Raw genomic sequence first — 20,805 nt, forward strand, 5'->3', positions numbered from 1 at the left:
AAAGAACGGTAGAAGATTATTTCTTAAGTGCACGAGTTAACTCCATATACATAACACTGTAAGCTGTTTTTGCATCATGAATCTTTTCTTCTCTCATTAATTCTTTTGCTTCATCTATGCTTAATTCTAGGACGTTTAAGAATTCATCTTCATCTGTCATCTGATCACCTTGTTTTTTAAGAGTGTTCGTATAGTAGAGATGGATCAGTTCATCTGCAAACCCTGGAGAAGTGTAGAAAGAACCGATAGACTCCATAGATTCGCAAGCAAAACCTGTTTCTTCTAACAATTCACGCTTGGCACATTCTAATGGATCTTCTCCTTTTTCAAGCTTACCTGCTGGAATTTCGATAATTGTCTTTTCGAGTGGTTTACGGAACTGCTCTACCATTAACATCTTACCTTCATCTGTTACTGCTAGTACGGCAACTGCTCCAGGGTGTTTAACTACCTCTCGTTTCCCTATCTTCTTATTCGGCAGTTCAACTTCTTCTATATATAGATCAATAACTTTACCGCTGTATATCTGTTCTTTGCTTATCGTTTTTTCGTATAGGTTTTCCATTTTCCACACTCCAATGGTCTATTTAACTTCTTCTCTACATAAAGTCTATCATACTTTGGAATACTGCATTTAATAGGGCATTGAAGGAGGCATAGCAGATGAAGATCTATCTTCAACCTAAAGGCATCACGCTTGTGGGTAAGGCATGGCAGATCAAATATATGCTTCAAAATTATATGAAGCAGCATGAACTTGTCCAAGACTGGATCGACGCCACTTCTCCCAAAAAATAAACTTTAAAGTTACTGACCGATGCGAAACATTCTTCGCATCGTTTTTTTGTGCGGACTTTTTTCTTTTTTCAGGTCAATATGATAGGTTTAGAAAAGATACAAATTGAATGAAATTGAGGTGAAAAGGATGAAAAAAAGAAGATTAGGTTCTTCTGATCTGTATGTGAGTGAACTGAGTTTAGGATGTATGTCACTTGCTCCTGAGCTTGGCAACGAGAACGAGAGAATCGTGAAGACAGCGCTCGATCATGGTATTAATTATTTTGACACAGCAGATCTATATGGCTTCGGGTGGAATGAAGAGTTTATTGGGAAAACACTAAAAGACGTTAGACATGATATCATTCTTGCGACAAAAGGTGGGAACGATTGGAGCCAGCCAGGAGATGGATGGCAATGGAATCCTTCTAAAACTTATATTAAATCTGCCTTAAAAGAAAGCCTAAAGCGTCTACAAACCGATTATATTGATCTCTACCAGCTTCACGGAGGAACGATCGATGATCCACTTGATGAAACGATCGAAGCTTTTGATGAACTCGTGTCTGAAGGATATATCCGTTATTATGGTATTTCTTCAATACGGCCTAACACCATTAAATATTTTGCAGAGCACTCGAATATTCAAAGTATCATGATGCAATACAGTTTATTGGATAGACGTCCTGAAGAACTGTTTCCTTATCTCGATACAAAGGATATAAGCGTTATCGCAAGAGGTCCTGTTGCAAAAGGATGGTTGAGTGAAAAAGCATTTCAAAAGAGTGCTGATGGCAAGTTTCTTCATTACACCGGCGCAGACATCCAAAAAAGGATCAATATGTCTAAAGATGTATTAGGTGATAAGAACATCACACATGCAGCTCTGCAATATGTGTTGAGTCAAAAGCCGGTGGCAACTGCAGCTGCTGGTGCAAGTTCTGTTGAACAACTTTTAGAAAATATTAAAACCTTTGAATCTACCCCTTTAAGTAAAGCAGAGTCAGAGTCTTTGCGCTCCCTTTTTCCAGCTGAAATCTACGAAACACACCGAGCATGATTCAATTGAAAAAGTCCCGCTGTAGCGATATCGCTAAACGGGACTTTTTTTATACTAATTTTAATAACATCGCAATTCCCTGCCCACCGCCAATACAGAGGCTCGCTATTCCATACTTTTCTTGACGTTGTTTCATTTCATAACCCAACGTAAGCAACAGCCTTGCACCACTTGCACCCACAGGGTGACCTAGCGCAATCGCTCCTCCGTTTACATTCGTTTTTTCACGATCTAATCGTAGTTCTTTTTCTACAGCTAAGTATTGAGAACTGAACGCTTCGTTGATTTCAAACAAACCAATGTTATCGATGGAGAGACCTGTTTTTTGCAGCAGTTTCTGAATCGCAGGTACAGGACCAATTCCCATCACCGATGGATCGACGCCTGTTACTGCCCAAGAAACAATCTCTACAAGCGGTTTTAACCTTTTCTCTTTAACCGATTTTTCGTGAGCAAGAATAAGTGACACGGCCCCATCGTTAATAGAAGAAGAATTTCCTGCTGTAACTGTTCCGTCTTTTTGAAAAGACGGCCTCAATTCTCCAAGCAAAGAAACAGATGTTTCTGGTTTGATTCCTTCATCCTCTGTAAAAAGAGCACCGTTTTTTAAAGGTACTGAAACGATCTCTTTTGTAAATCTTCCACTCTCTCTTGCTTCAGCAGCTTTTCTATGACTAAGACTTGCATACTCATCTTGTGCAGCTCTTGATATAGTGTATTGATCAGCTAAATTTTCAGCTGTAATACCCATACCACACCCGATGTATTCATCACTTAACGTCTGAAGAAGCATATCATCAAACGTGATCGGGCCAAACTTTTGATTATGAAACCGGTGGTGAAAAGAAACGTGTGGCGACTGTGACATATTTTCTATTCCTCCAGAAAGCGCAATTCCTTCTTCCTGATCACGTAGGTTCTGCGTGGCTGAAACGACCGCTTGCAGGCCAGAGCCACATAAGCGGTTTACGAGCATGGCAGGAACATCCGCTGACACTCCTGCTCTTAAAGCAGTATGTCTCGCTACATAAGCGGCATTCTTGCTCGAATGTATAACATTACCATAAACTACATCCGTTATATCTGCTGGGGAAATATTGGCTCGTTTTATCGCCTCTACGGCAGATATCTCACCTAATTCTGTCGGACTCACACCGGTCAATGATTTTCCATATGATCCGAACGGCGTTCTAGCCCCATCTATTATATAGATAGCCATTTGGCTGCACCTCTTTATTTAAAAGATTAAGAACTTTGTATTGATCATAAACTTTCTTCGTGCATGGCATATAGCGGAGAATGGGTTTTGTTAATAGGCGTTTAGCTTAACATCCTCTGCAACGGTTAGTTTAGCCTCTGTTGAACTTACTACATCTTCTACGGAGTATCCTTCTGCTACTTCTCTTAACAGAAGACCTTTATCAGATACATCCATGACAGCACGGTCTGTAATGATTCGTTCTACGACACCTTTTCCTGTTAGTGGAAGCTGGCATTGTTTTAAGATCTTACTTTCACCTGCTTTGTTTACATGTTCCATGATGACGATGATCTTCTTTGCTCCGTGCACAAGATCCATCGCCCCACCCATTCCTTTGATCATCTTCCCTGGAATCATCCAGTTGGCTAGATCTCCGTTCTCTGAAACTTCCATTCCGCCTAATATCGCGATATCAATGTGACCGCCGCGGATCATCGCAAACGATTCAGAACTGTCAAAGTAAGAAGCACCTTTAATTGCCGTAACGGTTTCTTTCCCTGCATTGATCAGATCTGGATCAACTTCATTTTCAAGCGGATAAGGGCCGATACCTAAAAGGCCATTCTCTGACTGTAGAACAACCTCTTTATTGTCGGAAATAAAATTGGCAACCATCGTCGGCATTCCAATTCCTAAATTTACGTAGAATCCTGATTCGATCTCTTTCTCAGCTCTTTTGGCAATTCTTTCTCTAATATTCATAATGGTTTCCCTCCTCTTATCCTTTTTTTACAGTTAGTCGTTCAATACGTTTCTCTTGAGTTCCGACGATCATCTTTTGAACATATACACCTGGTGTATGTATGTAATCGGGGTGCAGATCACCGATCTCAACAACCTCTTCTACTTCAGCAATCGTCACTTTTCCTGCTGCTGCGATCATTGGATTGAAGTTACGAGCTGTTTTGTTATAGATCAGGTTGCCTGCTTTATCTCCTTTTGCAGCGCGAATCAAACTGAAATCTGCAACGATCCCCTCTTCGAGCAGATATTCTTTATCGTTAAACGTACGAGTTTCTTTTCCTTCAGCAATCGGTGTTCCTACTCCAGCCGGTGTATAAAACGCAGGAATGCCTGCACCGCCTGCTCTAATTCTCTCAGCGAGTGTACCTTGTGGAATCAAATCTACTTCAATCTCACCTGATAACACTTGTCTTTCAAACTCTTTGTTCTCTCCTACGTAGGAACCAACCATCTTCTTGATCTGTTTGTTCTTCAATAGAAGACCAAGACCCCAGTCGTCTACTCCACAGTTGTTTGAGATGACGGTAAGATCTTTTGTTCCTTTTTCTACTAAAGCTAAAATTAAGTTTTCTGGAATTCCAACGAGCCCGAAACCTCCAACTAAAAGAGTAGATCCATCTTTTATCTCCGCTACAGCTTCAAGTGCTGAGTTTAATATTGGTTTCATTTTTCTCTCTCCTTTTCATACGATCTTTATCGTTTGACAGTCATTTATTCTGCTTCGTTCTCAAAAACTGACGCTACTCCTTGGCCACCACCGATACAAAGCGTCGCAAGACCTCGTTTTGCGTTTCTGCGTTTCATCTCATGAAGCAATGTCACAACGATTCTTGCACCGCTTGCTCCGATCGGATGTCCAAGTGCGATCGCTCCACCGTTTACGTTTAATTTTTCTTTATCAAACTCAAGATCCTTGCCAACCGCTAGAGATTGACTTGCAAATGCTTCATTTGCTTCAACTAAGTCAAAGTCATTCATGCTTAACTTTGTCTTTCTTAAAACTTTTTTAACAGCTTCCACTGGTCCGATTCCCATCACTTCTGGTGCAACACCAGCGCTTGCATTCGCTTTTACAACGGCAATCGGTTTCAACCCTAGTTCTTCTGCTTTCTTTCTGCTCATCACAACAAGTGCTGCAGCACCATCATTGATGCCTGACGAGTTACCTGCTGTTACCATTCCATCTTTCTTGAAAGCAGGGCGAAGCTTCCCTAACTTTTCAGCCGTTGAACTTGGTTTTGGGTATTCATCTGTATCAACAATAATCGGATCACCTTTACGTTGAGGAATCTCTACCGGCGTGATCTCGTCATTAAATTTTCCTTGTTCTTGTGCTTGTGCACATTTTCTTTGACTTTCTGCTGCAAAATTATCTAGCTCTTCACGGGACAATGAATGTGTCTCGCATAAGTTTTCCGCGGTGATTCCCATGTGATAATCACCAAATGCACACCATAATCCGTCTTGAATCATCGAATCTACCATAGGAGCATTACCCATTCGGAGACCATCTCTCGCTCCGTTCAAAAGATAAGGAGCTTGGCTCATGTTTTCCATTCCACCGCAAACGATAATATCTGCTTCGCCTAGCCAGATCGCTTGGCACGCTAGATGAATCGCCTTGAGACCTGAACCGCATACTTTATTAATCGTCATACTGGATACCTCGTTCTGCAAACCAGCTTTCATAGCCGCTTGTCGGGCCGGGTTTTGTCCGAGTCCAGCTTGCAGAACATTTCCCATGATGACTTCATCTACTGAATCTTGCGGGACACCAGCTTTTTTCAATGCATCTTTAATCGCGATTGCTCCTAATTCTGTTGCCGCAACCGTTTTAAAGCTTCCCATAAAGCTTCCGATCGGTGTTCTGACAGCGCTTACAACTACAGCATCTCTCTCCCTTGAAACCATTCCTAGTCTCCTCCTTGTAGATCTCTATTAAATTTCTGAAAATTCCTTTTTATCATACCATAACAATTTAAATGTGTTGCAACAGACGATTTTTTTTAGTTAAAATAACCATAAGAAAACGTTTTCAAGAAAGGGGTTTACACTAGTGGACTTACCTGAAAGGGTTACGCTTATAGAAGTTGGACCGCGAGATGGTCTTCAAAATGAGAAGAATCTAATACCTGCAAAGAATAAGATAGAATTTATTTCTCTATTAAAAAATGCCGGATTTCAAGAGATGGAGCTCACCTCATTCGTGTCACCGAAATGGGTTCCTCAAATGCAAGATGCCTCTGTTATTATTGATAACTGCTTGGACGACCAACGAAATTTTGTCCTCGCTCCAAATCAAAAAGGAATTGACTTAGCTGTTGAATCTGGAGTGAAGCATATTGCTGTATTCGTAGGTGTCAGCGAAACGTTCAATAAGAAGAATATTAATAGATCAACAGAAGAGAGCATGAATGAACTACGACCTCTGATTCAAGATTTAAAACGCAGAGGATTCTTTGTGAGGGCTTGTATCTCTACTAGTTTTTATTGCCCATTCGAAGGAAAGATCGATGAACAGGACGTTTTAAAAATTTGTCTTGATTTTGAAGAGATGGGTGTGGATGAACTAAGTGTGGCAGATACGATCGGTATGGCCAATCCAGCAGAGTGTTTTGAACTGTTTACACTCTTAAAACATCATCTGCGTGGAACAACACTTTTAACCGCTCATTTTCATGATACAAGGGGAATGGCTCTTGCTAACATCTTTGCGAGTCTGCAAGCTGGAATCGATCGCTTTGATACATCGGCTGGAGGGCTTGGCGGTTGTCCGTTCGCACCTGGAGCTTCAGGCAATGTGGCTTCTGAAGATGTTGTACACATGCTATCTCAAATGGGAATATCAACAGGTATTCATCTTGACAAACTGCTTGAAGCAGCAGCTTACATTTCTCCTCTTCTTTCCAAACCTGTTTCAAGCAAGCAGTTTCAACTGTTAAAAAATGTTCCTCAGCCTTAACAAACAAAACACGGGCATTTTATAAGCCCGTGTTTTGTTTCGTTCTATCATAGTATTTCATTGAAGGATTCAGCATCTCACCAGGGCTTTTTAATGAAAAGTGGTTGCCTGCTGGTGCATCGATCGTCATCTTTTCAGCAAAGAATACAGCTGTATTGTATTCCATGAATAGATCTGGACCATTCGTCTCAATTTTGGTATCGTTCTCCTCTGTTTGCTCGACGAGAACAAGGGCAGCTACACCGCTCACAACGCAGCCACAGCCTTCTGTATCATGTTTGAGTTTCAGGTACCCTTCTTTTCCCTGTACCTTCTTTTCCAATCGAGTTAATGCTGCATCTGTAAATACAATTTCCATACTGTTTTATGACTCACCTTTCTTCTTTAGAACTTTAATCGCCCAGTTACACCATGATAACCAGCTTTCCATATATCGAATGCCATATTCACTTGTTAAAAATTCGCCAAGTTCGTTTTTTCCATACGTTCCTTTTGGAAAGTGCTCTTCTTGCCATTTTTTCGTCATCATCAGTCCCATCTGATGGTGTTCTTTACTCTTTTCTAAAAAAGCAATCGCTTTGTCTGTCGGGATAAAATGAAACATGGATACCCTTAATAACAAATCATCTTTCAGCTTTGGTGCATTTACAGGTTTATTCAGCATCCATTCAAGCAGCTGTTCAAAACCTTTGTCCGTGATCGCATATATCTTCTTATCAGGGTAATCACTCTGCTGTACAGTCTTTGATTGTGTGAGTCCTTCTTCCTCCATCTTTAAGAGTTCTCTATAGATCTGCGTGTGATGGGCTGTCCAAAAATGAATAACTGTTTCTTTAAATTGCTGTGTTAGCTCGTAACCTGTTGCTTCATTTTTCGCCAATAAACCTAACAGCGCATACCTTAACGCCATTTGATACCCTTCTTTCTTTCTGTTCTGCTTTGCATTGTAACACATTTTTCACAAATATTTTATTCTTAATACTTGATATAAATCTTATACAGCTATTATATTATATATAAACATATGTGAAAATACACATATGAAATATAAAAACATACGTAGGAGAGAAAACAATGAACTGGTTAACACGATTTAGCTTAAAAAATCCAGTAGCAATATTCATCTTTTCATTTTTACTCATTGTTGGTGGAGTCTTCTCATTCACGAACTTGAAAGTGGATTTGCTGCCAAACGTTGAGTTTCCACAGCTGACCGTTCAAACCGTTTATCCAGGAGCATCTCCTGAAGATGTGAACGAACAAGTAACGGACAAACTTGAAACACAATTGAAGCAAGTTGAGGATGTAAAAACCGTTAAGAGTTCTTCGAACGAAAGCGTATCTATCATTAGTATGGATTTCCCTTTCACCGCAAATATGGATGAGGTAGAAGATCAAGTCAAATCCATCATTTCAGAAACGGATCTTCCTGAAGATGTGGAACCAGAGGTAAGCCGTTTCTCATTTGGAACGATTCCTATCTACAATATTTCTCTATTCCCTGAAAAAGAAGGAGAAAACATCCAAGCATTCGTTAATGACGAATTAGTTCCAGAACTTAAAAAGATCCAAGGTGTGAACAACGTATCTGTAGGTGGTGTTAAAGAAACATTCGTCTCGATCACACTTGATAAAGAAAAAGCAAAAGAAGCTGGTATCACCTTAAATGCTGTTAAAGAAGCAATCAACAGCCGTGACCTCTCTTTCCCTGCTGGTACGGTAACCGATGACTCGATTACAGTCCCAGTTCGTGTTGAAGAAGTAGTCGATACAGTTGCCGAACTAAAGGAGATTACGATCTCTTCAAGTCAAGGCGCACCTGCACAGTCTCCGGGAGGAGCTGGTGGAGGAGCACCTGGTGAAGCAGGTCAACCCGGAGCTGGTGGAGCACCTGGCGGTCAAAATGCACCAGGTGGAGCACAAGCACCTCAAGCACCAGCAAACTTAAAGCTTGGTGATCTTGCTGAAGTTAAAGAAACAGATGATGTTAGTGAGATCACAAGATATAACCAAAAAGCTTCACTCTCTATGGCCGTAACAAAGAAACAAGATGCAAATACGGTCGAAGTGGCTGACAAAGTTTTAGAAGTGCTTAACAAAAATAAATACGATGATAAGTTAGACTATGCAATTGGTTTCGGCCAGGCAGAAGGCATTAAAGACTCAGTAAACACGCTAGTTAAAGAAGGATTATTTGGAGCATTGTTCGCATCTTTAGCCGTATTGATATTCCTTCGCAACTTCAGAGCAACCATCATCGCCATCATCTCAATTCCGCTTTCACTGCTCGTGTCAGCTATCTTCTTAGACCGTCTTGATATTACTTTAAATATCATGACACTGGGTGGAATGGCAGTAGCAGTCGGACGTGTTGTAGATGATAGTATCGTGGTTATCGAAAATATCTTTAGAAGAATCCGTAAAACAGATGGTGACTACGACCGTGATGAGCTGATCATTGATTCCACACGCGAAATTTTAAAAGCGATCGTGTCTTCTACGATTACAACCGTCGTTGTATTCTTACCACTCGGTCTTGTCGGCGGTATCACAGGTGAGTTCTTCTTGCCGTTCGCATTAACCGTTGTATTCGCGTTATTAGCATCATTGATCGTTGCTGTTACAATAGTGCCGATCCTAGCAAAGTATGCTTTTAAAACAGTAAAACCAGAAAAGAACGATGGTCCATTGCAGCGTGGGTATGAAAAACTGATCAAAGCATCACTGAACCATAAGATTCTAGTTCTTTTCACTTCATTCATTCTTTTAGGTGGATCTTTCTTCCTTGCAACTAAACTTGGAATGGTGTTCCTACCGAATGAAGAGCAAAAAACATTAACGATTAACGTTGAATTACCTGCAAGTACAAACGTAACAAAGACAAATGAAGTGTCTTTAGAAGTTGAAGAGTACCTCTCTAAGCGCGGTACGATTGAAGATGTAACAGCTGGTATCGGTTCTCGTGATTTCCAAACCGGTCTTAAGCGTCAAAATGTTGCCAACTATTTTGTTAACCTCAAAAAAGAAGCAAACATTGATACAGAATTAAAAGAGCTAGAAAAAGATATCAAAGAGATCACAGACGAAAAAGCAGAAGGAACCGTAATCAGCTTGCAGGAAGTTTCAAGCGGCGGGCCTCCAGCTAACAACGAAGTCAATATTGATCTATATTCAAACAACTTAGAAGATCTACAAAAAGCAGCAAGTGAAGTTGAAGAGTACATGAAGACGATTGATTCGATCAAGTATGTATCAAACAACTTTAAAGATACACAAAAACAATGGGCTGTTGACATTGATACCGAAAAAGCAGCTGAAAAAGGCGTATCAGGCTTCGCTATTCTAGGAGCAGTCTCAGATGTAACAAAACCTGTTGAAGTAGGAGAACTTACATTAGACGGCGATCAAAAGAACGTGAAAGTTGAATATGACGAAGCAGTTAAATCTCTTGATGAGATCAAGGATCTAACTGTATTTGGTTCATCAGGTCCGGTTAAGATCTCAGACGTTGCTGAGGTAACTGAGAAAGACACTGTAACCGGAATCCAAAAGCTTGATGGTAAGATATATGCGCAAGTCTCTGCACAAGTAAAAGGTGACAACGTTCAAAAAGTAACACAAGACGTTATTAAAGGCGTTGAAGATAATGTAGACCTTCCTTCTTCTGTATCCACAGAAGGTGGCGGAGGAAGCGAAGAAACGATGGATACGTTCAAAGATCTTGGCCTTGCGATGCTAGTTGCGATCGGTCTCGTTTATTTAACGATGTTGATCACATTTGGTAGAGCTCGTATTCCATTCATCATCCTTTCTTCCCTCATATTCGTTCCTGTTGGAGCAATTGGAGGATTATACTTGATTAACGAACCATTATCTGTAAGTGCGATGATCGGAATACTCATGCTGATCGGTATCGTTACAACGAATGCGATCGTATTAGTAGACCGCATCGGACAAAACCGTGAGATTAAAGGTATGCCAGTTCGCGAGGCGCTATTAGAAGCTGGTAAAACTCGCTTACGTCCGATATTAATGACAGCATTCGCAACAATTGCAGCATTAATTCCGCTTGCATTAACTACGTCGTCAGGAACGCTGATTTCTAAAGGATTAGCGATCGTTGTAATCGGTGGTCTAACAACTTCTACTCTATTAACGTTGATCATCGTACCTGTTCTGTATGAGTTATTCTTCAGAAGACAGGCGAAACGTGAAAAAGCAAAATTAAATTCATAAAAAAAAGAGTACAGCCCGGCTTTCACATGCCAGCTGTACTCTTTTTTGCTTTATGTAAGAACTGCCAAATAATACTTGGCATCCCACTGAGCTTCTACAAAAAGTTCGTACGCCCTATAACACTTGTATATGGCATACATCGCGAAAAGCGCAACGATCGCCATGAGTTCTTCCCTTTTCTTCGCAACCCTTTTATACAGGGTGTACCCTATAATTCCAATAAAGATCAGATACAATATATAGATAATTAAAGAGAATTTTTGTACGCTCATCTCATTAACTGCTTCCCTGAATTGATCTAGCCCCCTCTGATTCTTTTTACCTTCTTGGATCTCACTTTGTTTTTTACCGTCTCCAATACTCCAAGTCAAGATCTCTCCATCTGCTATTATGCTATAGTGAAAGCCCCCTGCCTTTTTCTCAGCAACGGTCTGTGAGGAGGCAAACACATAAGTTTGTGACAGATTAAAAAGAAAAACAGTCATGACGAAAAGTATAAATGAAATTCGCAATCAGACTCCCCCTATTTACTAGTCCATTTCCCTTTCTACCTCCTTGCCTCTACAGCCTTCTCCATTTCAGCTGAATATGTCGTTTTATATGTACCCTTCTTTATTCAAAAGCACTACATATTTTCCATCATTTTGCACATCGGGACTAAAGACCTTGTTTCGGCCTCTCTACTTATGGGAAATATATCAGCAATCATCTCATACAGGAGGCTTCAGATTATGAAACAAATCTGCTCTCAAAAAGTGATCGTGACCGCTAAATATACAGTGAGTAAAGCCATTGAGATCATGCATTCTGCTAAGAGACTGAACAGCCAGCTATTTTTAAGTAAAGATGGTATTACCATTCAAGCCACAGGATTATCACAGCTCGTAGCGTTCTTTTTAACGTTAAAAGAAGGAGATTCTTTTCTTTATATCGTTGAAGGTGCTGATGCTGAGTCAGCTATGAGTCTGATCTTGCCTCCGGAGCAACCTTCTTAACTTCTACAACCCTACCTTTGCTTTCATCTTCTTCTTAAAAATCATGGGTAGACCGACAAGAACAAATAAAAGAGTTGTGCCGATCCATACAACTTTTTTGCTTCCTGACGTCATGGATGTACCTAAATACGTATAAGCGATTGTTCCCGGAATGATCCCTATTGCAGTAGCAATCGCATAGTCTTTAAACTTTACCTTTGTTAAGGAGGTTAAGTAACTGACGAGATCAAAGTTCAATACCGGTAGCAGTCTCAATAATAAGACGAAACGAATTCCTTCTCTTTCAATCTTGTTTCGTACTTTTTCGTAGTTTTCGTTTTTCCATTGTTTATTTTTCTTAAAACGGCCAAGGCGGTTGACAGCAAAATACGTTAGGAGTCCTCCTCCTAGTGACCCGAGATAGGTATACAGACAGCCCCAATAAAAACCAAACGACAAACCGCTTGTAATGGCAAATATGGAAGATGGAAATAACACAAACGGCCTCAATGTATATAGGACAACAAAGACAAAAGGTGCGATCCATCCCCACTGTACAATCCAATTTCTAAATTCTTCAGGACTAAATCCCTTATAATTTTTTTGCAGCCAGAGAAAAAAAATGATTAAGCCTGCAACCAATAACGTAAGATATAGCCACTTTTTTGTAAGTTTCATGTTTCCTCCATGTGAAAGTTTCATTTAGTTAGCATTTTTCCTTCTTATGCACATATCCATACATAGTGTGATTGGCAAAGGAGGTTATTGATTATGATCGTAAAAGCAACTCGTCCTATTTATGCAGAGCGTGCTGCTAAACTTGTTGAATTAACAGGCAGTTTTACAGAATCCATCTATCTACAAAAAGGAGATCGAACAGCTGACGGAAAGAGTTTTCTCGGAATAATCGCATTGTCTATCTATCCTGATGATTTCATTGAAATTATATGCGATCCGCCTAATACAGAATTAAAAGAAAAGATACTTTCGTCTGGACTTTTCGCAAGCTGTAAATCTTAATCGTATCGCTCTTATTATTATCTTATTACAGATCATTCTTTTTTGGCTAATTCTTCCTTACTTTTAAAAGCCAATACAGTTTGGCTATGTAAAATTTAACAGCTTCCATACGCGTACATTTAATTTTTAAAAAAATATATAAGGACTTCGCATAAACGATTCACATGCGAAGCCTTATTTTTTACTGTTTATGAAAAATCACTCGTGAATCCGACGTTTTTTATAATTCATTCAACATTGCATTTAAAGAATTCATTCTTGTTTGCAACGGGATTTTCGCTTCATTTAGCATTTTTTTGTAAATATCCAATATCATAGTACTTTACGTCGTTCCTGGAATGGCCCATTTTCCGTTGAGCTGTGCCCATGTCACAGCACTGCCTCTTTGAACATATTGGAATCTAGGATCAACGAGAGGATATTGGGAAGGCAGAGGTTGTGTAGACGTATAAGCAAACAAGTGCTGGATGTGTGCTAATACCCCTTCTTGAGGAGTCTTAAACACGGCTGATTCGTTCTTTCCTGTCGCACCGATTCCGGCATAATTATTCTGTGAAGCCTTAACATTTCCTTCAAAGCGGAAGTACCCTGTTTCTTGAATAGCCTGAGCGTATGCCACATCCCCTCTAATCCCATACACCTGTCCGATCTGAACGTAAAGAGCAGCTACAGGAGGTGCATTCGGATTGACCTTCCTAACAAATCGATCCATCTCTTCTGCTGTTAATAGCGTTGAACCTCCTATCGTCAGTCCCTTTGGAGTCTCGGGTGTTGGTTTTGGTGGATCCGGGTTAGGCTTTGGTGGCTCGGGACCTGGTTTTGGCGGTTCTTTGACTGGAGGCTGCTCATTTGTATTTTTTTCTACCACATAAGCATCCGCTACGCCTTCTGAACGTATCTTTTTAGCAAAATTCTCTGCGTATTCTCGATTCTGAAAAGCTCCAGCCTGAACTCTGTAATACGTTTTGTTTCCGTTTTTTATTTCGTCAATAAAAGCTGTTACGTTTTGTTTAGCTAGGAGTGAAACACGAGCAACCGCATTCTCTTTTTGCTCAAACGCACCTGCGATCACATTGAAGATTTGTGTTTGTGTAATCTGTACCTGTTTTTTTGGAAGAGAAAGACTTTGTGCGATTCCTTGTGCAATCGCTATAGACAATTCGTTTTGAAAATCCTCTCTTTTTAAAAGTGCCAAGTTTTTCTCGTTATCCATGAAAAGCACTTCTAATAAGACAGCTGACTTTTTCGTTTCACGAAGTATGTGAAAATCAGCTTGTTTTTGTCCTCTGTCGCGCGCACCGTACTTACTCATAAGAGCAGCGACTGATGCATGTAAAACGTTTTGTATCCTTTTCGTTTCAGCACCCGCTCGCTGATGCACATAGCTTTCAAAGCCTTCTCCCCCACCGATGTTCTGGTGGATAGACACAAACACCTCTGCATTCTTGCTGTTTGCTAAATTTGTTCTTTCTTCTAATGATACGGTTGTATCACCTGTTCGAGTCATAATGACCGTCACTTCATAGTTGTTTTGAAGATTAGCTTGTATCTTTTTGGCGATTGCCAGATTATATACTTTTTCAAATTGCTCTTTATTTACCGCTCCTGGATCATTACCTCCATGGCCCGGGTCAATGATTATGACTTTCAAATTGTCACCTTCTTATTTCTCCGATAGAAGCGCTTTTTGAAATGAAAATGGCGCTTACTTCTATTAAAAAGGATTTGGCGGTATACTAAAAGAGCCATATGACTATTTTTATAAAATTGGATATTTGACTAAGGTGGTAACAGAATGGAAGCTGCTTTATTTGGAAGTGTTTTATCTGCATTAGCAACCGGTTTTGGTGCACTGCCTGTTCTTTTCTGGTCTCAGGTAACACATCGGTTTCGCGACATATTACTTGCTCTTACTGCAGGTATCATGGTCGCTGCTTCAACGTTCAGCTTGATTCCTCAAGCTCTTGAACTATCAAATCTAACTGTACTTACGATTGGTATCACACTCGGTACCCTAACACTCTTACTCTTAGAAAGGTTCGTTCCGCACGTTGATCTTGATCATTCTAAGATTTTTAAGGGCATCGATGCTAAAGCCTTTCTTGTCATTGCTGCGATTACCTTGCACAACCTGCCGGAAGGTCTTTCTGTTGGGGTCAGTTATGCTAGTGAAAATACAGGACTTGGCGGTTTGATCGCATTTGCAATCGGACTTCAAAACGCACCTGAAGGTCTGTTAGTAGCTCTTTTTCTCATTCATCAAAATATGAATCGTTTCAAGGCTTTCCTTATTGCAACATTAACAGGTGCTGTTGAGATCGTTACGGCTTTGCTTGGGTATGTGCTCACATCTTATGTAGAGAATCTTGTGCCTTATGGCCTTTCCTTTGCCGCCGGCGCCATGCTCTTTATCGTCTATAAAGAACTCATACCAGAAAGTCATGGTGACGGTCACGCTCGATCTGCTACTTTATCCTTTATTGCCGGGCTCTTGATCATGATTTACTTAACTCAAATCTTTGGATAAATAAACAGCAAAAACTATCTTCAACGTTAGTTTTTGCTGTTTTTTTTCATGCTATATTCTTACTCAGCTATGCATATTCCACGTCCATAATGTCAGTCACTTTTAAGATATGCATCTTTTTCTCTTTATTCAGCACCCTTAACTCTTTTTTATATTCGTCAATATAATGCACATGGCCTATAGTTACGAGCGCCCTGCCTTTTTCAAAATACGTAAACTTCAGCGCTTGGTTCTCTTCCATCGCAACACAGATTGTCTCATTGAATTCTTCGTACTTTTGTTCATCTAATTCTGGCTTTCTTCCATAGTCCAGACCGTCCTGATGCTCTCTTAACATTTTTACATGCTCCGGCAGCATCATTGCCGTCCACTTAATGTTTCCTCTGTCACGAATCACCGTTCTTCCGCCCCCTTATGCCTTATGTCCGCCTAAAAGTCGGCTTCTGTATAATGCTGTTCCTCCTTTTGTATAAGAAACAGCTCGCAAAAGAGAGTTGGAGCCGTATTTTTGCCGAATATCATCCATAACATAGCCGATCTTTCTTTTCTTTGGATGATCTAAAGAAAACAAAGTAAGCTGTGTTTCAGTATCTTCACAGACATTAGAAAGGGCGATCGAGATCTTACGCACCGTCTCTCCACGATAAAAGGTTTGAAGAAGTTCTAAACACACTTCATACAGCTCCATCGTGATATTAGATGGCTGATCGATTGATTTAGAACGATGAAAGCCGCCACCACCTTCATCTTTGCTGTACCCTAGCCCAAAACTAATCGTCCTTCCTGCTTTTCTCGCCCTTCTCGCACGTCTTGCCACCTCTTCACACATCTCTAAAATGACATGTTTGATCTCCGTTATATCTGTATAATCCCGAAGTAAGATCTGGCTTTTTCCGTAACTGACCTGACCTTGCATAATGGGCGCACCAATTTCAGACAGATCGATGCCCCAAGCATGATGATAGAGCTGATTTCCCATGATCCCGAATTTTTTCTCTAAAAGTTCGAGAGGATAATGTGCGAGGTCACCGACTGTTACAATACCCATCCTGTTTAACGTCCGCTCTACTCTTGATCCGATTCCCCACATCTGGCTTAGCGGGGATAGAGGCCATAACTTCTTCTCTACATCTTCATACCCCCACTGCGCTACTCCTTTTTTCTTCGCGTCAAGATCGAGACAAAGTTTTGACATGAGCATGTTCGGACCGATTCCGATCGCACATGGCAATCCAAACTCTCGCCAGATGTCACGGCGAATTCTCTCAGCAAGTTCTTGTGCGCTTCCCCACAACCTTTCTGTTCCGTCAGCTTGAAGAAAGCTTTCATCCACGCTATATGTGTGGATCGACTCTGGTGGAACGTAGCGATGCAGCATCTTCGTAATCTCCATCGATCTTTCTAGGAAATAAGCCATCTGGGCGTTTACAACGATAATGTTTTTATTTTTTGGAATCTCAAACAGACGGTTGCCTGTTCGAATACCAAAATCAGCCTTTAGTCTTGGTGATGCTGCAAGCACAACGCTTCCCTGTCTTTCCGTATCCCCTACTACTGCCAAATGACATGTCAGCGGATTTAACCCTAAGCGAACAGCAGCACAGCTTGCATAAAAACTTTTCATGTCCATACATAGGATCGTACGCTTAGGCATTTCATCATAGTTCATTCGACACACCCCTTTCGTCAATTTACGAACATCTGTTCTTTATATGTATACCCATTTTAACCGAATGTATGTTCTTATAACAATGGTAATTTTTTCAGCAAATTTTGCAGATTGACGTTTTTGAGGCAAAAGTCTAGGATTTATAAGGAAAGACAGGTGAAGAAATGAACCCCTTATTGATAAGAAAAATGATTAAACGATCGTTGAAGGATTATTTATGGGAAGAAGAAAATTGTACATTAACAGAGGAAGAGTGGAGAAATCTCGAAGAAAAAGTATTGCGCCAGATGCAGGAGGAAGATCAAAATGAGGCTGTTTACAGCATCATTCAGGACGTTGTGTATGCCTATTTTACAAATAAATAAGCAGGTTCCGTCTTTTGAAGAGGGGAACCTGCTTATTTTTTTGATGTTGGTGTGAGAAGTTTGGACTGTGATTGATGGATTTTAAGCAGCAATCCACGAGTTTCGGGCAGTGATCCACAAGTTTTGGGCTTCCATCCACGAGTTTTAGGCTTTAATCCACAAGTTTTGGACTTCCATCCACGAGTTTTGGACTTCAATCCACGAGTTTCATAACCAGCTCCAAAGTCTTAAAACTCTCCATTTTGTTTACATAATAATATTATAGCAACTTACTTCTGTCTGAACGATTTCCCACCTAGTGTTTCAATCAATTTTGGCATCACTTGATACATCGTGCTTCCTACGTTCATCCACCATGGCAGGTTGATCTCACGAACCGGACGCTCCATTGCTCTAACAATTTTTTCTGAGACATGTGAAGGCTGAAGCATCAGTTTTTGAACATTTTTAACGTAATTGCCAGACTGATCAGCAAGTGTAAAGAAGTTGGTCGCGATCGGTCCAGGGTTGATGGTTGTCACGTCTACCCCTTTGTGTGCGACCTCCAAACGCAACCCGTTTGAGAATCCTAACACAGCATGTTTCGTTGCTGCGTATACGCTCGATTTTGGCGTTGAGATCTTACCGGCCTGAGAAGCAATATTCACGATATGACCGCTTCCTCTTTGAAGCATGTGAGGCAGAACAGCTCTCGTACACGCCATAAGCCCAAGAACGTTCGTTGAAAACATTCCTTCGATATTTTTCCATGGCGAATCTACAAACTCTTCAAAAATACCATAACCCGCATTGTTCACTAAAATATGTATGTTCTCATGTTCACTAAGGATCGTTGAGAAAACCTCCTCAACGCTGTCTGTGTTTGAAACATCTAAAATATAATAAGGCGCTTTTATATTCGTAGCTTTTAAGATGGCTTCCTGTACCACTTTCAGCTGATCTTCTCTTCTTGCAGTAAGGATGGGCGTCGCTCCTTTTTTAGCAACATCCATAGCGAGGTGAGCCCCGAGCCCCCCAGATGCTCCTGTTATCAAGACCACTTTGTTTTTTAATGTACTCATCTTATAACTCCTGTTCTGCGATAATGTGATACCTTGTTCTCTTCCTCTACTTGTACTCGTCCTTCTGACTGAAGCAGATCGAGATGCCCTACAACTTCGGAAACTACCAAACCAAGTTGCTTTTCATATAGTTTTGGAAACAGGCGTCTGCACAGTTCATAAACAGTTAACGGCTCATCGCTCAACAGATGTTCAAGCGTTTTTGCACGCTCGGTGTGATCGTGAAGTCGTTTTGTGATCAACTGTGCTGCATTAGTAAAAGGCTCGCCATGTCCAGGGTATACTGTTTTTAAGTTCAGCGTGTATAGGTATTGCAATGTCTCTCGGTATTGAAGCAATGTTCTGGGCCGCTCTGTTTCGTTTACAGCAGGCGGTTCTAATAGGGCATTTGACGAGATATGAGGCAGCAGCACATCCCCACCGATTAAGATCCCATCTTCTTCATGATAAAGAGAAAGGTGATCTGGGGCATGTCCGGGCGTCTTTAAAAAGATAAATCCCTCGTGACCAGGTACTTCATCACCAGGTAAAGGCAAGGTGTCTGGAACAAACGAGCTTGAGAACGTACGATATTTCCGCAGCTTTAACAGTTCTAATCTACCGAGAGCATCTGGCACTCCGAAAGAATGATAGAGATTCGTATAAAACATTTCTCCCTGTTCAATAAAATGAAGATCGCCACTCACGTAAGGAACCGCTTCTTTAAGCATGAGGGTCTGAACACCATTCTCTTGGATCTCTTTTGATAGTCCCGCATGATCAGGATGGTAGTGCGTGCAGATATAATGGTCTAAATCCTTGAAAGTGAGTCCGTGATCCTTGAGAATAGAGATAAGCAGTTGTCTGCTTTCTTCGGTTTTTGCTCCGGAATCAACGAGCGTAACCGCATCACTTTTTAGGAGGACACAGTTTACAGGACCTACATCAAACGGTGTAGGAAGAGTAATCGGAATAATAGCTGTTTTTTGATTCATCTTTTCCTCCAAATAAAATAACTAGTTGACATACATATAGAAATCATAGCATAATGTTTTTTAAAATATAAAAGAAATGCCAATTATGGCCAATAAATAAATGCGTTGAAAGGGATTAGTACGTAATCTCCTCCGTTTAGAGAGTGGAATCCATAGGCTGCAAGATTTCACCGTAAAGGAATTACTGAACCTGCCCTGGAGCAGTCTGGAGAAATCTGGCGCAGTTCTGCGATAAAGACATCTTGAGCGGGCAAGCAATCATGCCAACAAAGGTGGTACCACGGATCACTCCCATCCGTCCTTTATATTTAGGACTGGGAGTTTTTTTATACTCAAATTTTTGGGAGGGGTCACCCGTGGGAACAGAAAAGATAACGTTTATTGGTGCCGGATCGATGGCTGAGGCCATTATGGAAGGATTGATCAAAAAAGAGAAATGGCAAGCTGATCTGATTACGATAAAAAATCGAAGTAATACACAACGAGTGAATGATCTTCGAGTAAAGTATGGTGTAGTACCGGCTTCAACGATAGAAGAAGCGATCGTTGGTGCCGATATTATTATTCTTGCGGTAAAACCAAAGGATGCGCACAATGCGGTTAACACCATCAAGCCATTTGTTAAGAGTCATCAGCTGATCATTTCTGTTATGGCTGGCATATCCACTGAAACGCTAACAAACTGGCTTGATCTTAATAACCCTATAATGAGAGCGATGCCAAACACCTCCGCATCGATCGGACATTCTGCGACTGCACTCTCCTCAGGAATGTATGCCTTGCAATCGCATATTGAAAAATCTCTCGAGCTGTTTGAGACGATCGGAACGGTTACTCTTGTCCCTGAAGAAAAACTTCATATCGTTACAGGCCTCTCTGGAAGCGGTCCTGCCTATGTTTACTATATCGCTGAAGCCATGCAAAAAGCGGCTGAAGAATTAAATCTTTCTGAAGAAGAAGCAAAGACTTTAATCTCTCAAACGCTTTTAGGTGCCTCTCTTATGCTCAAACAAACTACAGAATCCCCTATTGAGCTTAGAAGAAAAGTAACCAGTCCTGGCGGTACGACAGAGGCAGGAATCGGTAAACTTGATCAATTTGGAGTTCAAGATGCATTTTTGGCTTGTATCAAAAGAGCGGTGAAACGGTCAGAAGAGTTAGGAAGAATGAACTGA

At 40.8% G+C, this 20,805-nt stretch carries 23 protein-coding genes and 1 other annotated feature; of the genes, 9 read left to right on the top strand and 14 right to left on the bottom strand.

Features of this window, described 5'->3' with window-relative positions; genetic code table 11:
* Positions 1 to 16: 16 nt before the first annotated feature.
* Positions 17 to 565, bottom strand: a complete 549-nt coding sequence (locus HU823_RS04115; protein WP_144699253.1) for an NUDIX hydrolase — start codon at positions 563 to 565, stop codon at positions 17 to 19.
* Between the two features lie 98 nt (positions 566 to 663).
* Here HU823_RS04115 and mciZ point away from each other — a divergent pair, with 98 nt between their 5' ends.
* Positions 664 to 798 carry a Z-ring formation inhibitor MciZ gene (gene mciZ / locus HU823_RS04120; protein ID WP_144699251.1) on the top strand — a complete coding sequence of 45 codons (135 nt, stop codon included), beginning with the start codon at positions 664 to 666 and terminating at the stop codon, positions 796 to 798.
* A 127-nt stretch (positions 799 to 925) separates the two neighbouring features.
* Positions 926 to 1,837, top strand: coding sequence for an aldo/keto reductase (locus HU823_RS04125; protein WP_197221244.1), 912 nt, complete (start codon positions 926 to 928; stop codon positions 1,835 to 1,837).
* A 49-nt stretch (positions 1,838 to 1,886) separates the two neighbouring features.
* On the opposite strand, the gene HU823_RS04130 is transcribed toward HU823_RS04125, so the two are convergent.
* From HU823_RS04130 to HU823_RS04145, 4 genes are all read right to left on the bottom strand, one after another.
* A complete protein-coding gene (locus HU823_RS04130; protein ID WP_197221245.1) occupies positions 1,887 to 3,056 on the bottom strand; it encodes a thiolase family protein in 1,170 nt (389 codons plus the stop codon).
* A 90-nt stretch (positions 3,057 to 3,146) separates the two neighbouring features.
* Positions 3,147 to 3,800, bottom strand: coding sequence for a CoA transferase subunit B (locus HU823_RS04135; RefSeq protein WP_144699244.1), 654 nt, complete (start codon positions 3,798 to 3,800; stop codon positions 3,147 to 3,149).
* A gap of 16 nt (positions 3,801 to 3,816) precedes the next feature.
* The gene (locus HU823_RS04140; RefSeq protein WP_144699242.1) at positions 3,817 to 4,509 is read right to left on the bottom strand and encodes a CoA transferase subunit A; all 693 of its coding nucleotides are present in this window, start codon (positions 4,507 to 4,509) and stop codon (positions 3,817 to 3,819) included.
* Positions 4,510 to 4,553: 44 nt separating this feature from the next.
* Positions 4,554 to 5,753: an acetyl-CoA C-acetyltransferase gene (locus HU823_RS04145; RefSeq protein WP_197221246.1), complete on the bottom strand. Its 1,200-nt coding sequence runs from the start codon at positions 5,751 to 5,753 to the stop codon at positions 4,554 to 4,556.
* A gap of 145 nt (positions 5,754 to 5,898) precedes the next feature.
* On the opposite strand from HU823_RS04145, the gene HU823_RS04150 reads away from it, so the two are divergent.
* Positions 5,899 to 6,804 carry a hydroxymethylglutaryl-CoA lyase gene (locus HU823_RS04150; protein WP_144699238.1) on the top strand — a complete coding sequence of 302 codons (906 nt, stop codon included), beginning with the start codon at positions 5,899 to 5,901 and terminating at the stop codon, positions 6,802 to 6,804.
* 19 nt (positions 6,805 to 6,823) lie between these two features.
* Here HU823_RS04150 and HU823_RS04155 read toward each other — a convergent pair whose 3' ends face one another.
* Both HU823_RS04155 and HU823_RS04160 read right to left on the bottom strand, forming a co-directional pair.
* Positions 6,824 to 7,162, bottom strand: a complete 339-nt coding sequence (locus tag HU823_RS04155) for an iron-sulfur cluster biosynthesis family protein (RefSeq protein ID WP_144699236.1) — start codon at positions 7,160 to 7,162, stop codon at positions 6,824 to 6,826.
* Between the two features lie 6 nt (positions 7,163 to 7,168).
* On the bottom strand, positions 7,169 to 7,714 hold the full coding sequence (locus HU823_RS04160; protein ID WP_137788976.1) for a PadR family transcriptional regulator: 546 nt from the start codon (positions 7,712 to 7,714) through the stop codon (positions 7,169 to 7,171).
* Between the two features lie 164 nt (positions 7,715 to 7,878).
* Here HU823_RS04160 and HU823_RS04165 point away from each other — a divergent pair, with 164 nt between their 5' ends.
* Positions 7,879 to 11,040 (top strand): efflux RND transporter permease subunit, encoded by a 3,162-nt coding sequence (locus HU823_RS04165; RefSeq protein ID WP_197221247.1) that lies wholly within the window; start codon positions 7,879 to 7,881, stop codon positions 11,038 to 11,040.
* 50 nt (positions 11,041 to 11,090) lie between these two features.
* On the opposite strand, the gene HU823_RS04170 is transcribed toward HU823_RS04165, so the two are convergent.
* Positions 11,091 to 11,552 (bottom strand): hypothetical protein, encoded by a 462-nt coding sequence (locus HU823_RS04170; protein ID WP_197221248.1) that lies wholly within the window; start codon positions 11,550 to 11,552, stop codon positions 11,091 to 11,093.
* Positions 11,553 to 11,771: 219 nt separating this feature from the next.
* Here HU823_RS04170 and HU823_RS04175 point away from each other — a divergent pair, with 219 nt between their 5' ends.
* Positions 11,772 to 12,035, top strand: a complete 264-nt coding sequence (locus HU823_RS04175) for an HPr family phosphocarrier protein (protein WP_066395914.1) — start codon at positions 11,772 to 11,774, stop codon at positions 12,033 to 12,035.
* Between the two features lie 3 nt (positions 12,036 to 12,038).
* Here the strand turns inward: HU823_RS04175 and HU823_RS04180 are convergent, their stop codons facing one another.
* The gene (locus HU823_RS04180; RefSeq protein ID WP_186320485.1) at positions 12,039 to 12,692 is read right to left on the bottom strand and encodes a TVP38/TMEM64 family protein; all 654 of its coding nucleotides are present in this window, start codon (positions 12,690 to 12,692) and stop codon (positions 12,039 to 12,041) included.
* Between the two features lie 93 nt (positions 12,693 to 12,785).
* Here HU823_RS04180 and HU823_RS04185 point away from each other — a divergent pair, with 93 nt between their 5' ends.
* Positions 12,786 to 13,034 (top strand): HPr family phosphocarrier protein, encoded by a 249-nt coding sequence (locus tag HU823_RS04185; RefSeq protein WP_066395916.1) that lies wholly within the window; start codon positions 12,786 to 12,788, stop codon positions 13,032 to 13,034.
* Positions 13,035 to 13,356: 322 nt separating this feature from the next.
* Here HU823_RS04185 and HU823_RS04190 read toward each other — a convergent pair whose 3' ends face one another.
* A complete protein-coding gene (locus HU823_RS04190; RefSeq protein ID WP_197221249.1) occupies positions 13,357 to 14,685 on the bottom strand; it encodes an N-acetylmuramoyl-L-alanine amidase in 1,329 nt (442 codons plus the stop codon).
* 144 nt (positions 14,686 to 14,829) lie between these two features.
* On the opposite strand from HU823_RS04190, the gene HU823_RS04195 reads away from it, so the two are divergent.
* On the top strand, positions 14,830 to 15,561 hold the full coding sequence (locus HU823_RS04195; RefSeq protein WP_137788969.1) for a ZIP family metal transporter: 732 nt from the start codon (positions 14,830 to 14,832) through the stop codon (positions 15,559 to 15,561).
* A gap of 67 nt (positions 15,562 to 15,628) precedes the next feature.
* Here HU823_RS04195 and HU823_RS04200 read toward each other — a convergent pair whose 3' ends face one another.
* Together HU823_RS04200 and HU823_RS04205 are read right to left on the bottom strand one after the other, a co-directional pair.
* Positions 15,629 to 15,958, bottom strand: coding sequence for a YolD-like family protein (locus HU823_RS04200; protein WP_197221250.1), 330 nt, complete (start codon positions 15,956 to 15,958; stop codon positions 15,629 to 15,631).
* Positions 15,959 to 15,973: 15 nt separating this feature from the next.
* Positions 15,974 to 17,230 (bottom strand): DNA polymerase thumb domain-containing protein, encoded by a 1,257-nt coding sequence (locus tag HU823_RS04205; RefSeq protein ID WP_197221251.1) that lies wholly within the window; start codon positions 17,228 to 17,230, stop codon positions 15,974 to 15,976.
* A 164-nt stretch (positions 17,231 to 17,394) separates the two neighbouring features.
* Here HU823_RS04205 and HU823_RS04210 point away from each other — a divergent pair, with 164 nt between their 5' ends.
* On the top strand, positions 17,395 to 17,595 hold the full coding sequence (locus tag HU823_RS04210; protein ID WP_144699220.1) for a YqzH family protein: 201 nt from the start codon (positions 17,395 to 17,397) through the stop codon (positions 17,593 to 17,595).
* Between the two features lie 269 nt (positions 17,596 to 17,864).
* On the opposite strand, the gene HU823_RS04215 is transcribed toward HU823_RS04210, so the two are convergent.
* Both HU823_RS04215 and HU823_RS04220 read right to left on the bottom strand, forming a co-directional pair.
* Entirely contained in the window at positions 17,865 to 18,656 is a 792-nt protein-coding gene (locus tag HU823_RS04215; RefSeq protein ID WP_197221252.1) for an SDR family NAD(P)-dependent oxidoreductase, read from the bottom strand.
* Positions 18,653 to 19,630 (bottom strand): MBL fold metallo-hydrolase, encoded by a 978-nt coding sequence (locus HU823_RS04220; protein WP_197221253.1) that lies wholly within the window; start codon positions 19,628 to 19,630, stop codon positions 18,653 to 18,655. The genes HU823_RS04215 and HU823_RS04220 overlap by 4 nt, the downstream gene beginning before the upstream one ends.
* Before the next feature lie 96 nt (positions 19,631 to 19,726).
* Positions 19,727 to 19,936 (top strand) — a binding site (T-box leader).
* Between the two features lie 50 nt (positions 19,937 to 19,986).
* On the opposite strand from HU823_RS04220, the gene proC reads away from it, so the two are divergent.
* Positions 19,987 to 20,805, top strand: a complete 819-nt coding sequence (gene proC, locus HU823_RS04225; RefSeq protein WP_186320484.1) for a pyrroline-5-carboxylate reductase — start codon at positions 19,987 to 19,989, stop codon at positions 20,803 to 20,805.

This window comes from Fictibacillus sp. 18YEL24 (assembly GCF_015903855.1).
GTDB lineage: Bacteria > Bacillota > Bacilli > Bacillales > Fictibacillaceae > Fictibacillus > Fictibacillus phosphorivorans_C.

Excerpts from the sequence above, each read along its gene's own strand:
- HU823_RS04115 (WP_144699253.1), bottom strand. The coding sequence starts at position 565 with ATGGAAAACCTATACGAAAAAACGATAAGCAAAGAACAGATATACAGC.
- mciZ (WP_144699251.1), top strand. The coding sequence starts at position 664 with ATGAAGATCTATCTTCAACCTAAAGGCATCACGCTTGTGGGTAAGGCA.
- HU823_RS04125 (WP_197221244.1), top strand. The coding sequence starts at position 926 with ATGAAAAAAAGAAGATTAGGTTCTTCTGATCTGTATGTGAGTGAACTG.
- HU823_RS04130 (WP_197221245.1), bottom strand. The coding sequence starts at position 3,056 with ATGGCTATCTATATAATAGATGGGGCTAGAACGCCGTTCGGATCATAT.
- HU823_RS04135 (WP_144699244.1), bottom strand. The coding sequence starts at position 3,800 with ATGAATATTAGAGAAAGAATTGCCAAAAGAGCTGAGAAAGAGATCGAA.
- HU823_RS04140 (WP_144699242.1), bottom strand. The coding sequence starts at position 4,509 with ATGAAACCAATATTAAACTCAGCACTTGAAGCTGTAGCGGAGATAAAA.
- HU823_RS04145 (WP_197221246.1), bottom strand. The coding sequence starts at position 5,753 with ATGGTTTCAAGGGAGAGAGATGCTGTAGTTGTAAGCGCTGTCAGAACA.
- HU823_RS04155 (WP_144699236.1), bottom strand. The coding sequence starts at position 7,162 with ATGGAAATTGTATTTACAGATGCAGCATTAACTCGATTGGAAAAGAAG.
- HU823_RS04160 (WP_137788976.1), bottom strand. The coding sequence starts at position 7,714 with ATGGCGTTAAGGTATGCGCTGTTAGGTTTATTGGCGAAAAATGAAGCA.
- HU823_RS04165 (WP_197221247.1), top strand. The coding sequence starts at position 7,879 with ATGAACTGGTTAACACGATTTAGCTTAAAAAATCCAGTAGCAATATTC.
- HU823_RS04175 (WP_066395914.1), top strand. The coding sequence starts at position 11,772 with ATGAAACAAATCTGCTCTCAAAAAGTGATCGTGACCGCTAAATATACA.
- HU823_RS04180 (WP_186320485.1), bottom strand. The coding sequence starts at position 12,692 with ATGAAACTTACAAAAAAGTGGCTATATCTTACGTTATTGGTTGCAGGC.
- HU823_RS04185 (WP_066395916.1), top strand. The coding sequence starts at position 12,786 with ATGATCGTAAAAGCAACTCGTCCTATTTATGCAGAGCGTGCTGCTAAA.
- HU823_RS04195 (WP_137788969.1), top strand. The coding sequence starts at position 14,830 with ATGGAAGCTGCTTTATTTGGAAGTGTTTTATCTGCATTAGCAACCGGT.
- HU823_RS04205 (WP_197221251.1), bottom strand. The coding sequence starts at position 17,230 with ATGAACTATGATGAAATGCCTAAGCGTACGATCCTATGTATGGACATG.
- HU823_RS04210 (WP_144699220.1), top strand. The coding sequence starts at position 17,395 with ATGAACCCCTTATTGATAAGAAAAATGATTAAACGATCGTTGAAGGAT.
- HU823_RS04215 (WP_197221252.1), bottom strand. The coding sequence starts at position 18,656 with ATGAGTACATTAAAAAACAAAGTGGTCTTGATAACAGGAGCATCTGGG.
- HU823_RS04220 (WP_197221253.1), bottom strand. The coding sequence starts at position 19,630 with ATGAATCAAAAAACAGCTATTATTCCGATTACTCTTCCTACACCGTTT.